The organism is Paenarthrobacter nicotinovorans (genome assembly GCF_021919345.1).
GTDB classification, from domain to species: domain Bacteria; phylum Actinomycetota; class Actinomycetes; order Actinomycetales; family Micrococcaceae; genus Arthrobacter; species Arthrobacter nicotinovorans.
On sequence record NZ_CP089293.1, the window covers coordinates 1,077,097 to 1,089,536 of the forward strand.

Annotated in this window: 12 protein-coding genes and 1 pseudogene; 11 read left to right on the forward strand and 2 right to left on the reverse strand. The window is 63.1% G+C overall.

From position 1 onward, the window contains the following. The first annotated feature begins 158 nt into the window (after nt 1-158). Nucleotides 159-1,886 (forward strand): purine-cytosine permease family protein, encoded by a 1,728-nt coding sequence (locus JMY29_RS05135; RefSeq protein ID WP_189076000.1) that lies wholly within the window; start codon nt 159-161, stop codon nt 1,884-1,886. A gap of 154 nt (nt 1,887-2,040) precedes the next feature. Here JMY29_RS05135 and JMY29_RS05140 read toward each other — a convergent pair whose 3' ends face one another. Next, entirely contained in the window at nt 2,041-2,226 is a 186-nt protein-coding gene (locus tag JMY29_RS05140) for a CsbD family protein (RefSeq protein WP_189075999.1), read from the reverse strand. Between the two features lie 108 nt (nt 2,227-2,334). On the opposite strand from JMY29_RS05140, the pseudogene JMY29_RS05150 reads away from it, so the two are divergent. Continuing rightward, a pseudogene (locus tag JMY29_RS05150) lies at nt 2,335-3,364 on the forward strand (SDR family oxidoreductase). Nucleotides 3,365-3,388: 24 nt separating this feature from the next. On the opposite strand, the gene JMY29_RS05155 reads toward JMY29_RS05150, so the two are convergent. Continuing rightward, nucleotides 3,389-4,564, reverse strand: coding sequence for a zinc-dependent alcohol dehydrogenase (locus JMY29_RS05155; RefSeq protein WP_110505854.1), 1,176 nt, complete (start codon nt 4,562-4,564; stop codon nt 3,389-3,391). Between the two features lie 135 nt (nt 4,565-4,699). On the opposite strand from JMY29_RS05155, the gene JMY29_RS05160 reads away from it, so the two are divergent. The 9 genes from JMY29_RS05160 to JMY29_RS05200 all read left to right on the forward strand — a co-directional run bounded on the left by JMY29_RS05160 (nt 4,700) and on the right by JMY29_RS05200 (nt 12,439). Continuing rightward, on the forward strand, nt 4,700-4,903 hold the full coding sequence (locus tag JMY29_RS05160; protein ID WP_189075998.1) for a hypothetical protein: 204 nt from the start codon (nt 4,700-4,702) through the stop codon (nt 4,901-4,903). A 154-nt stretch (nt 4,904-5,057) separates the two neighbouring features. Continuing rightward, the gene (locus JMY29_RS05165) at nt 5,058-5,585 is read left to right on the forward strand and encodes a hypothetical protein (RefSeq protein ID WP_055974429.1); all 528 of its coding nucleotides are present in this window, start codon (nt 5,058-5,060) and stop codon (nt 5,583-5,585) included. Nucleotides 5,586-5,645: 60 nt separating this feature from the next. Then, the gene (locus tag JMY29_RS05170) at nt 5,646-6,230 is read left to right on the forward strand and encodes an SIS domain-containing protein (protein WP_039240495.1); all 585 of its coding nucleotides are present in this window, start codon (nt 5,646-5,648) and stop codon (nt 6,228-6,230) included. A gap of 55 nt (nt 6,231-6,285) precedes the next feature. Then, on the forward strand, nt 6,286-6,972 hold the full coding sequence (locus JMY29_RS05175; RefSeq protein WP_189075997.1) for a hypothetical protein: 687 nt from the start codon (nt 6,286-6,288) through the stop codon (nt 6,970-6,972). A 79-nt stretch (nt 6,973-7,051) separates the two neighbouring features. Next, nucleotides 7,052-8,122, forward strand: a complete 1,071-nt coding sequence (locus tag JMY29_RS05180; RefSeq protein WP_055974438.1) for an alkene reductase — start codon at nt 7,052-7,054, stop codon at nt 8,120-8,122. Nucleotides 8,123-8,280: 158 nt separating this feature from the next. After that, the gene (locus JMY29_RS05185; protein WP_189075996.1) at nt 8,281-8,979 is read left to right on the forward strand and encodes a GntR family transcriptional regulator; all 699 of its coding nucleotides are present in this window, start codon (nt 8,281-8,283) and stop codon (nt 8,977-8,979) included. A gap of 222 nt (nt 8,980-9,201) precedes the next feature. Further along, complete coding sequence (locus tag JMY29_RS05190) at nt 9,202-10,209, forward strand: sugar phosphate isomerase/epimerase family protein (protein ID WP_189075995.1); 1,008 nt, start codon at nt 9,202-9,204, stop codon at nt 10,207-10,209. Beyond that, nucleotides 10,206-11,960 (forward strand): dihydroxyacetone kinase subunit DhaL, encoded by a 1,755-nt coding sequence (gene dhaL / locus JMY29_RS05195; protein ID WP_189075994.1) that lies wholly within the window; start codon nt 10,206-10,208, stop codon nt 11,958-11,960. The genes JMY29_RS05190 and dhaL overlap by 4 nt, the downstream gene beginning before the upstream one ends. Beyond that, on the forward strand, nt 11,957-12,439 hold the full coding sequence (locus tag JMY29_RS05200; protein WP_039240134.1) for a ribose-5-phosphate isomerase: 483 nt from the start codon (nt 11,957-11,959) through the stop codon (nt 12,437-12,439). Before dhaL ends, JMY29_RS05200 begins: the two co-directional genes overlap by 4 nt. Nucleotide 12,440: the final 1 nt, after the last annotated feature.

The window sequence follows — 12,440 nt, forward strand, 5'->3', positions numbered from 1 at the left end:
TGGGGTGCGCACAAAGGGTGATCCGGGATTTTGGTGATGGAAGCTTTGGTAGCCCTGATGCAGAAGTTACAACTGCGAAACACGCCCGTGACTGAATTGACGCGCTGCGTGACTAGCGTCGTGGACGAGCCCAGGACCCACGAAGAAAGCGAGCCCGCATGAGCGACGACACGACGAGTACCGCAACGCTGGAGCCGACGACGGCGGCAGGCCCCGCCGTCGTCAACGGCACCTCAACCGTTCCAGCGTCAGGCAACGCCGACGCAATGAGCGCAGCGAAAGAAAGCCTGGAGGACTACACGCTCCGGTTCGCACCGCGTTCCTACCGGAAGTGGAGCGCCGGCGTGGTGGCAACCAGCGCCCTGGGTGGAATTGCGTACCTGGCCGACTTCTCCATTGGAGCGAACATCGGGATTGCCTATGGGACGGTGAATGCCATCTTCGGCATCATCGTGGCCGCAGTGATCATCTTCGCCACAGGTTTTCCGCTTGCCTACTACGCGGCCCGGTACAACATCGATCTTGACCTCATCACCCGTGGCTCCGGTTTTGGCTACTACGGCTCGGTGGTCACCAACATCATCTTTGCCACGTTCACGTTCATCTTCTTCGCCCTGGAAGGCTCCATCATGGCCCAGGGCCTCCAGCTGGGCCTGGGCATTCCGCAGTGGATCGGCTATGCCGTGTCCACCATCATCATCATTCCGCTGGTGATCTACGGGATGAAGACCCTGGCCACGCTGCAGGTATGGACCACGCCCCTATGGCTCCTTCTGATGGTGGTTCCGGTGGGCTACCTTCTTCTTTCACACCCTGAGAGCATCGACGCCTTCTTCGCGTTCACCGGTGCTTCGGGCGACGGCGGACCAAACCTGGCGTCGGTGATGCTGGCCGCAGGCGTCTGTCTGTCCCTGATGGCCCAGATCGCCGAGCAGATCGACTACATGCGCTTCATGCCGCCCAAGACCGCCGAAAACAAGGGCGCCTGGTGGCGTGCAGTGATCCTCGCCGGGCCGGGCTGGGTGATCTTCGGCGCCATCAAGCAGATCATCGGCCTGTTCATCGCCATCTACCTCATCGCCAAGCTCGACCCCGCAGCCGCAGTCCACGCCAATGAGCCGGTCCACCAGTTCCTGGGCGTCTACGAAGAGATGATGCCGGCCTGGCTCGCCATGACCCTGGCCGTGGTGCTGGTGGTCATTTCGCAGATCAAGATCAACGTGACCAACGCCTACTCCGGATCACTTGCCTGGACCAACTCCTTTACCCGCATCACCAAGACCTACCCGGGCCGCATGGTGTTCGTGGTGGTGAATCTGGTGATCGCATTGATCCTCATGGAGTCGAACATGTTCGAGTTCCTCAACACCATTCTGGGCTTCTACGCCAACTGCGCCATGGCGTGGGTGGTCACGGTAGCCTCGGACATCGCCATCAACAAGTACCTGCTGAAGATCTCGCCCAAGGTTCCGGAATTCCGGCGCGGCATGCTGTACGCCGTGAACCCGGTGGGCTTCGTGTCCATGCTGGTTTCCGCCGGAGTTTCCATCGCGGTGTTCTTCGGTGCTTTCGGCTCCGCCGTCCAGCCGTTCTCGCCGATCTTCGCTGTGGGCCTGGCGTTGGTGCTGCCGCCGGTGCTGGCTCTGGCGACCAAGGGCCGCTACTACTTGCGCCGCACCGACGACGGCATCGAGCTGCCGATGTTCGACGCCGACGGCAACCCAAGCGACGCCAAGCTCCTCTGCCACGTCACAGGCCTGGAGTTCGAACGCCCCGACATGCTCCGCTCCGGCCAGGACGGTCCCGACGGCGAACCGCAGTACATCTCGTCCCTCGCCTTGTCCACGGACAAGTCGGGCGGCCTGGTCCTTCCCGCTCAAAAGTAGCCGGACCCACCCAACGGGGAGCGGCCGACGCGGTTATCAGAAACCGGCGGCATTGATTGCTACCTGCTTGGCCGACGCAGAACGCCCCGGCTTCCTTTGGGGGAGCCGGGGCGTTCTGCTGTGTGTTCTGCGTTTGTTGGTCGAGCTGTGGGGCTTACTTGTCGAAGGCGTCCTTCGCGGCGTCCTTGACGTTCTCGCCTGCCTGCTTGGTCTTGGCTGCTGCCTGGTCGGCAACACCTTCGGAGTGCAGTTTCTCGTTGTTCGTGGCGTCACCCAAGGCTTCCTTGGCCTTGCCGGTGACTTCCTGTGCCTTGTTGCTGATCTTGTCTCCGAGTCCCATGGGATCTCCTTCGATGTAGTCCAACGCTGACAATTGCTAGGCTAACGAGCAATTCTGGGTACTTCCTGAACGTACTCCGCCAGCGGCCAGGATGCTTACACTGAAGCCATGGTTCAGGACACCCCGAATGGGGAATCGGGACAAACGGACTTGGACGAGGACATTGCGATGGCCTTGGTGAACCAGGTAATCCGCCCTTCCGAGGATCCTCCCGAAGACGACGCCCAGGAATCCGAAGCTCCTGTCGGTGCAAACCCGGCCGCAGCCAGCGGGCCTCAGCTCCAGGACCATGGGTGGGCTGAGGCCGCGATTGCCCGCCCGGACTACGGCGAGCGCAACTATGTTGGCCACCACCGGATGATGGGCATGCGCACGTTGATCACCGGCGGTGAACGCGGTATCGGCAGGGCCGTGGCGCTCGCCTACGCCCGTGGCGCTCGCCTACGCCCGTGAAGGCGCCGACGTCGCTTTTACGTATCTTCCGGAGGATGAGCAGGAGGCCGAGCAAACCGTCAAACTCATCGAAGACGCCGGAAGCCGGGCGCTCGCCCTTCCCGGTGACCTGCAGGACGAGGAGTTCTGCCAGGAAGCCGTAGCGCAGACCGTTGCTGAATTCGGCGGACTCAATGTCCTAGTGAACAATGCCGGCTATCAGCTCTTTACCAGCCATGGTCTTGAAGACCTGGGCAACGAACAGTTCGACCGGACCTTCAAAACCAACGTCTACGCCCTGTTTTGGCTCTGCAAGGCTGCACTGCCGCATCTGCAGCCCGGGGCTGCCATCATCAACACTTCCTCATACCAGGCCTACCAACCCGGCCGGTGGCTGATCGACTTTGCCGCCAGCAAAGCAGCCGTCAACAGCATGACTTTTTCCTTGGCCGAAGCCTTGGGACCCCGGGGGATCCGCGTCAACGCCGTTGCTCCCGGGGACATAGGAACAACGGCGCAACCGTCCGCCCCGCCCGCGCAGAACCCAGCCCACGAAGAACGGGGGGAGTCCCCTTTGGGCATTCCGCTGGGCCGGGCCGGACAGCCCGCCGAACTCGCGGCTGCCTATGTGTTGCTGGCCACCGAGGATTCCAGCTACATTTCGGGCTCGGTCATCGGTGTCACGGGCGGAAAGCATCTGGCGTAGGCGTCCGGGATACCCGTCCCGCCGTCAGGGCTTCAGCACCACCTTGATGCAGCCGTCCTGCTTCTTCTGGAACTTCTCGTAGAGCGCAGGCGCCTCATCCAGGCCACCGGTGTGCGTGACCAGGTTCATCACTCCCAGGGGATCGGCGTCGTCCTCTACCAACGGGAGCAGGTCGTCCATCCAGCTGCGTACATTGCATTGACCCATGCGGAGCTGGATCTGCTTATCGAACATGGTCATGAGGGGCATGGGGTCGGCTTGGCCGCCGTAGACGCCGCTCAAGGAAATGGTGCCACCGCGGCGGACCATATCCACGGCCGTGTGGAGCGCGGCAAGCCGGTCCACACTCATGGTCTCCATGGCGACCTGTGCGGGCTTGTCCGGAAGGAGGGATACTGCCCGGTGAAGGAAGGAAGCCACCGGGGAGCCATGCGCTTCCATGCCCACGGCGTCAACCACGGCGTCGGGCCCCCGGCCAAGCGTTTCCTCGCGGACTTTTCCGGAAACGTCCGAACTGTAGTCCAGTGTTTCCACACCACGCGACTCTGCCATGGCACGCCGTTCCGGAACGGGATCGACGCCAATGACCCGGAAGCCCTTGTGCAGGCCGATTCTGGTGACAAACTGGCCTACCGGTCCCAAGCCCAGGACCGCCAGGGTTCCACCTTCGGGAACATTGGCGTACTCCACTGCCTGCCACGCGGTGGGCAAAATATCGGAGAGGAAAAGATAGCGCTCGTCCGGCGCGTCCGAGTCCACTTTCACGGGGCCGTAGTCCGCGAAGGGCACTCGCAGGTACTGGGCCTGTCCGCCCGGAACGGAGCCGTACAGCTCGGAATAGCCAAACAGAGCCGCTCCAGAACCCTTTGCTTTGACCTGAGTGGTTTCGCACTGGGACTGCAGGCCGAGGTTGCACATGTAGCAGTGCCCGCACGAAATGTTGAAGGGGACAACCACGCGGTCGCCCTTCTTGAGGCGATGGACCCCGGATCCCACTTCTTCCACGATGCCCATGGGCTCGTGGCCAATGACGTCGCCTTTATGCATGTACGGTCCCAGGACTTCATACAGGTGAAGGTCCGAGCCGCAGATGGCTGTGGAGGTGATGCGGACAATCGCGTCCGTGGGCTCCTGGATGGAGGGGTCCGGAACGTCTTCGACGCTGAGTGAGCGCCGGCCTTGCCATGTCACTGCTTTCACTTTTGGATCTCCCTGCTGTGCTGCTGGGGGTGGGTCCCGCTCTTCTGGAGACCTTCCCAGCGAAACAGAGATCATGCCGAGGCACAAGGTCGCCCGCTCTCGACAGGCTTCCCCGGCGAAGCCTACATTGAGGCCATGAGCGAGGAAGCAAACAAGGCTGAAGAGACGCCAGCGGAACAGTCCGGGCAAGCGGCGCCTGCCGCCGTCGAACTTGACAAAGGCACCGCCGGATCGGGCGACTTCACAACTGAACTGGACCCTACTTTTGTCCCGGATGACTCCGGGGAGACGCCGGACGCGAAGCGCGCCAGGGAAGATCCGGAGGAGACCGGCAGCTGAAACTAGTAAGTAACCTGATAACTAGCTACCATAAAGGAGAGCCGGACCCGGAAACGTTTAGGAATAACCCGATCTGGGTACGACTCGGATATTAAGCACAGCGAGGGCCGCGAGCGGCGCCCACAGAAGCCCGCTCACCAGGGAGGTAATCCTTATGGATACAGGACAACTGGTACTGATCATCGTGCTGGCCGTGGTGGTCATCGCCGCTGTGATCTTCGCGGTCGTCGTCGGACGCCGCAAGAAGGCCGAAGTCAACCATCGCAGGGCCGAGGAATTGCGCGAAAAGGCGCAGGAAGAAGCCATTGGCGCCCATCAAGCCAAAGCGGATGCTGCCCAAGCCGAGGCCAATGCTTTGCAAGCTGAAGCCGAAGCGAACCGGCTTCGTATGGACGCCGAAAAGCACGCGGAAAAGGCCGACGAAGCGCACGGACGCGTCGAGGAACATCTTCGGCATGCCGAAAAGCTTGATCCGAATGCCGCTTCGGCCCGACCCGCCGATGCCAGCCGCGCAAACGACCGCGGCACTGCCGGCGCGGACCGTGCCGAGGACGTAAACGGTTCCCATGACGGGGACCGTGCCGACGCATCTGACCGCTCCAATCTGGCTGAGGGTGAGCGACTCACACGCGACCGGAGCAGGCGCGACGGCTCGACGCGTGAGGATGAAAGGAACCTGTAGTTTCAACGACGAAGCGGAGGTAGGAAAGTGAGCATTGTGGTGAGACGGACAGGTCAGGCGATCCGCGGTACGGAGTCGAAGGCGAACCGGCATGCGGTCGACGTCGTCCTTGGCCACCTTGGTGAGATCGGCCCGGCCGTGGCGGCATTGCGCCGGGAGTCGTCCAGGCTCGCCGAGTGGGGCGAAGAGCTGGCCCGTGTCCGCCTGCGGGGAGGCAGTGTGTTCGCTGCCGGAAGCGACGGCTCAGCCCACGAAGCCGACCGGTTTACCTCCGAGCTGACCGCCCATGGCGCTGCGCATCCTCACGACGGCAGCCCCGGCTCGTTCACGGCCATCGTCGCCAGCAAGGAAACCGGGGAAACCATCAGTGACCAAATTCCCTCAGTGGTCAGGCAGGGAGACATCGTGGTGCTCCTGGCTGCCAAGGGGATTACGGACGATCTCCGCAACGCCGCGACCGCTGCCAAAGCCGCCGGCGCCAAGGTGTGGGCTCTGACAGGCAGGGACTCCAAGGACCTGGCCCAATCCGTCAGTGAAGCCATCAACATCAACACGGACCCCCCACATGCCGAGGAAGCGCACCTGGTGGCCGTCCTTGCCCTCTGTGAGTGCTTCGACGAGTCCATGCGGGAGCTGACCAAGTAACAGCGGCGGCGTGTGTCAGCCCGGGCTGGGCGCGTGGCCGTGACACTCTATCCCTGTGAAAAGTACTGTTATTGGCTATTTTGCGGTGCTGGCGCTCTCAGGGCTGGTGTCCCTTAGTGTCCTTGGTGCATCCATGCTGCAGCGCAACGACAACCGAGGCATCCCTGTTCTTGCCTTGGTGGTCGGTGGCCTGTTGCTGACCTTCGTTCAGGGGGTGTTGCTTGGGCGGAAAAGCAAGGCCGGGTGCGCTGTTGGGTCTCCCGGGGCCATCGCGCGGGAGTCGACGACGACCACCGTCGTTGCCTCCGAGGATTTTGCACACTCACCGTCCGCCGTGTGGGCCGTCATTCGCCCTGCTGAATCGTCCCTCTCCTTGGAGGACGGCGTGTACCACGCCCTGTCCGTGCCGGCTATTCCGGATGGGCCGGGCGAACTTCAGTGTTTCTTCTACCGCAACGGCTACGTTGGTGTACTGGAAGTCGTCGAAGAGGTTCCGGAGCAGCTGGCCGTCACCCGCCCGCGGGTGCCGGTCGGCCCTGACATGCTGACGAGGTACAGGCTGGAGGGCACCGGAGGCGGATCCCGGCTGACCATTGAGAGCGACCTTGAAGTTTCTGGTGACTTCTCCTTGGAAGGAGAAGAATACCGCCGCTACTGGGGCTCCTACCTCCGCAGAGTGAATGCGTTGCTGGATCAGCAAGCGGGGGGACCTGGCGAAGCAGGAGCGGCAACGAGGATGTGATCTGCCACTCAGTCGGAATAGTTGCAGACGCCATGCAGTTGTGCGCAATGAACCTGTTTCATTCTGAAAGGAACTGCGCATGCTGTTTTCCCCCTTGGCCCTCGGCGAGCTTGAACTTTCCAACCGACTGGTAATGGCCCCGCTGACCCGACTCCGCGCCGGTGAACAGGGTGTGCCTGGTTCCTTGATCGCCGAGCACTACCGTCAACGCGCCTCCTTGGGCTTGATCGTGAGCGAAGGAACCTACCCGACGCCGGCAGGCCAGTCCTACCCGGGGCAGCCTGGCCTCGTGACCGAGGACCAGATTGCCGGATGGAAAAAGGTGACTGATGCCGTTCACGCAGAGGGTGGCCGGATGTTCGCCCAGATCATGCACGGCGGCCGGGTTTCGCATGCCGACATCACTGGTGGCCACGAGATCGTGGCTCCCAGCGCGGTAGCCATTGACGGTGAGGTACGGACCCCGCAGGGCAAGCAGGCCTACCCCGTGCCGCGTGAACTCCGCACTGACGAGCTCCCGGGAGTGATCCAGGAGATCGTCACAGCGTCGAAGAACGCTATTGAGGCAGGCTTCGACGGCGTTGAGCTCCACTCCGCCAACGGTTACCTCCTGCACGAGTTCCTTGCCCCGAATTCCAACGTCCGTACCGACAGCTACGGTGGTTCTCCCGAGAACCGCGCACGCTTCGTGATCGAGACCGTCAACGCTGTGGTGGAAGCCTTGGGTGCCAACCGCGTCGGCATCCGGATCTCCCCGGAGCACAACGTGCAGGGGATCGCCGAGACGGATGCCACCGATGTCCGGGCCACCTACGAAGTGCTGGTGGACACCATCGCTCCGCTCAACCTCGCGTACCTGAGCATCCTGCACCACGAGCCCAAGGGTGCGCTGGTCCAGGATCTTCGCGAGCGTTTCAACGGCACTTTCCTGGTCAACACCGGTTTTAGCGAGATCACTACCCGCGATGAAGCGTTCGCCATCATCGAAGAAGGTCTCGCCGACGCCGTAGTGGTTGGCCGTCCCGCCATCGCGAATCCGGACCTTGCCCGCCGCTGGCGTGAAAGCCTGCCATTGAACGAACCGGACGCTTCGACGTTCTACGCGGACGGCGCCGAGGGTTACACGGACTACCCGTTCTACGCGAACTAACCCACAGCACGCCACGACGCCGGCACTCACCACTCGTTTCCAGTGGTGCGTGCCGGCGTCGTGCCTTAAGTACCGGTCACCTTAACTACCGGCATCCAGCGCAATGTGACGACGTCTCCCTATCGGCCATGGGTCCGCGTTCCTATAGGATTTGTGGCATGTCTCAACCTTCGCCGGCAGTCGCCCGCCCCGGCTTTCCTGTCAGTCGCCAAGTCCTGGCCGACCACGTGTATGAAGCCTTGCTCGAATGGCTCATGGACGGCCGGTTGGAGCCCGGAGCTGCCGTCAGCATCGACGGAATGGCGCGGGAACTGGACGTTTCGCCGACGCCGGTGCGTGAGGCGCTGGCCCGCTTGGAGCATACGGGGATGGTGCGTCGTGTCGCGCTGAAGGGTTACCGGGTGGCGCCGGTCTTCACCCGCGAAGACTTCGCCGAATTGATGGAAGCCCGGCTCTCAATTGAGCCCGTCAACGCCCGCCTGGCGTGTGCCCGCATGACCCCGGAGGGCTTGGAAGCACTGAAGCAGGCTGTGGAGGACTTGAAGACAGCTCCCAGGGGCGGGACGTTCGCTGAATACCGCAACTATCTCGAAGCGGACGAGCGATTCCACCAGCTCATTGCGGCCCAGGCCAGCAACCAGTTCCTCTTGGCGGCCTATAACACCCTGGGCGGACAGATTCAGCGCTTCAGGCTGTTCGGGGGAGTGGGCATCACGGATGCTGAGCAGGCAATCTCCGAGCACCAGGCTGTGCTTGATGCGATGATGAGCGGCGACCCGGAGAGAGCCGCGCAGAAAATGACCGAGCACGTGGAAAAGGTGCGCGGCCGGGCGATCGCGGACGCGCCGGCAGACTAACCGGCCCACGCCGGCGGACTAACCGGCCCGCGTCTGGTTCGGGCATGGACTTGCCCGCTGACCGCACGCGCATGCCCGCAGCGCCCCGTCACCAGATCCTGTGACCCCCTTCACAGACATATGTATGACATATAGGATCTAGGAAGTTTCCGAAAAGTCTTGACAGTTCCTCTCTGTTCGTAAATCCTATAGGAAACAGGATTCCACGAAGGAGTGATCATCATGGCGTATACCGCCGAGAATTGGCCCATTACAGCGGCCCTCCTGCAGTTCCCGGGCACCGACAGCACGGGCCGGGACATCAATGACGCCGATGCTTCCGTCTGGGCCGAAGTCCTTCAGGAAGTGAAGGAAGCAGGGTTCGCGAACGCCGACCTGACCGACAGCTGGGTCCGTCCGGGAGACCTCAGCAAGGACCGCCTCGCCGAGTTCAAGCAGACCGCGGACCATGTGGGCATCGGGATGCCGGTGATCTCAGCAATTCGTCGCAGCGTCATCCACACCACGGACTGGGCCGACAACCTCGCCTACAGCCACCGCACCATCGACGCCGCCGCAGAGCTCGGTTGCGAAGTTGTCTCCATCGGACTCCACCAGGCCATCACTGCCGAGCAGCAGAAACAACTCTGGTTCTGGACCGTAGAGGGCTATAAGGATCCGGTCGGGGACAAGGAAGCATGGGGCAACGCGGTCTCCCGTATCCGGGAACTCGGAAAGCACGCAGCAGAGGCCGGCATCCTGCTCTCCTTGGAAATGTATGAGGACACCTACCTGGGCACCTCCGACTCTTCCGTTCAGTTGGTCCAGGACATCGGCCTGGACAACGTTGGCCTGAACCCGGACCTTGGCAACCTGATCCGCCTGCACAGGCCCATTGAGGACTGGCGGGAAATGGTGGCCAAGACCCTCCCGTACTCCAACTACTGGCACATGAAGAACTACATCCGCGACGAAGACGTAGCCCGCGACAGCTACATCACCATGCCTGCCCCGATGGAAAGCGGACTCATCAACTACCGCGAGGCCTTCAAAGTGGCGCTTTCGGTGGGCTTCCAGGGCATCCTCTGCACTGAGCACTACGGCGGAGACGGCCTCAGCGTGACCGCGAGCAACCAGGAATACCTCCGCCGGCACGTCCTCCCGAAGTCCCATGGCTATGCGCTGGGCACGAGCCAGGTCGCCCAGGGACGGCAGCAGCCCGCGGCAGCGTTGGCAGGAGCCGCGAAATGACACAGATCTTTGACAACCCGGCAGACTTCGCCGACGAAGCCCTCGACGGTTTTGTCGCTGCCAACCGCGGCTACGTAGCCAGGGTGGACGGCGGAGTGGTGCGCTCCACCGAAGTACCCGCCGGCCAGGTGGCGCTGGTGGTTGGTGGAGGTTCCGGGCATTACCCGGCCTTCGCAGGACTCGTCGGACCCGGCCTTGCGGCTGGTTCGGCGTGCGGCAACATGTTCGCCTCCCCGGCGGCCGGCCAGGTCTACCGCGTGGCCAAGGCTGCAAATGCGGGCGGGGGAGTCCTCCTCAGCTACGGAAACTACGCCGGCGACGTCCTCCACTTCGGCCAGGCCCAGCTGCGGCTTAACGCCGAGGGCATCGAAACCCGCACGGTCACCGTCACCGACGACATCGCCAGTGCGCCTATTGAGCAGATCGAAAAGCGCCGCGGCATTGCAGGAGACCTCACGGTCTTCAAAATCGCCGGCGCCGCCGCAGAAGCAGGACTGAACCTCGACGACGTCGAGCGTTTGGCCATCAAGACCAACTACCGCACACGTTCCCTCGGTGTGGCGTTCGACGGTTGCACGCTCCCGGGAGCCACGGATCCGCTGTTCCATGTCCCTGCCGGCCAGATGTCCCTCGGCCTGGGGATCCACGGCGAACCCGGCATCTCCGAGCACCCCATGCCCACGGCCTCCGAGCTCGCCGATCTCCTGGTGTCCAAGCTGCTGGCCGACAAGCCGGAGGACGCAGGGGACCGCGTCGTAGCGATCGTCAACGGACTGGGCACCGTCAAATACGACGAACTTTTCCTGCTGTTCGGGAAGATCGAAAAACTGCTCAGTGCCGCAGGACTGACGGTCGTTGAACCTGAATGCGGCGAGCTGGTGACCAGCCTGGACATGTCCGGACTCTCGCTGACGCTGCTGTGGCTGGACGAAGAACTCGAACAGTATTGGGCAGCACCCGCCGACACTCCCGCCTTCCGAAAGGGCAGCATGGCACCGCGCGCAGCCCGCGCGGCTGCGGCCATCGACGACGCCGAAACCGTCGACGTCGAACAGCCCACCCCGGCTGCCGCCGAACTCGGGCGGCAGGCCGTAGCGGTCCTCGCCCAGGTGCGGGACGTCGTCGTCGAGCATGAAGAGGAGCTCGGCAAGCTGGACGCAATCGCCGGCGACGGCGACCACGGTATCGGCATGCGCCGCGGCGTGGATGCCGCCGCGCAGGCCGGAGAAGCTGCGAGCGGTTCTTCCGTTGCGCGGATTCTTGCCAGCGCCGGTGAGGCGTGGAGTGAGCGGGCCGGTGGCACTTCGGGGGCGCTGTGGGGTTCGGCAGTCATCGCAGCCGGGTTGTCGCTCGGAAACCGGGAGTCCTACAGTTCCAAGGATGCCGCCGCTGCGGTGGAAGCCTTCACCAGCGCCATCACCGAACTCGGCAAGGCCGACCCCGGTGACAAGACCATGGTGGATGCCCTCCTGCCGTTCCGGGACGCCTTCCTTGCAGAGCTCGACGGCGGAGCTCCCGTTGACCGCGCACTGGCAGTCGCCGCTGCAGCGGCCGAGTCCGCTGCCGCCAATACCGCTGACCTCCGGCCGCTCAAGGGCCGCGCACGTCCCCTCGCCGAGAAGAGCATCGGCCACCCTGATCCCGGTGCAGTGTCCTTCGGCCTGATCGCCGCAAGGATCTCCCACCACATCGATTCACAACTGGCCGCCGCGGCTCCCTCCACAGCGGCCGGAAACGGAGCATCAGAATGAGCAACACACCAGGCTGGCGCATCATCGTCGGCAACGATGAAGCCGGAGTGGAATACAAGAACGCCCTCCTGGCCCTGTTGGAAGCTGACCCGCGTGTTGCGTCAGTGACCGACGTCGGCGTGGGTCCCAACGATTCCACTGCCTACCCGCACGTGGCCGTTGACGCTGCCCGCAAGGTGGCAGAAGGCGAAGCGGACCGGGCACTGCTGATCTGCGGAACGGGACTGGGTGTGGCCATCGCAGCCAACAAGGTGCCCGGTATCCGCGCAGTCACCGCGCACGACAGCTACTCCGTGGAACGTTCAGTCCTGAGCAACAACGCACAGGTCCTCACCCTCGGCCAGCGGGTGATTGGCCTTGAACTGGCCAAGAAGCTGGTCGGAGAGTGGCTCAGCCACCGTTTTGACGAAAACTCATCCTCCGCCGCCAAGGTGGACGCCATTTGCTCGTACGAGCCCGACTACACAAAGGCAGTCTGAT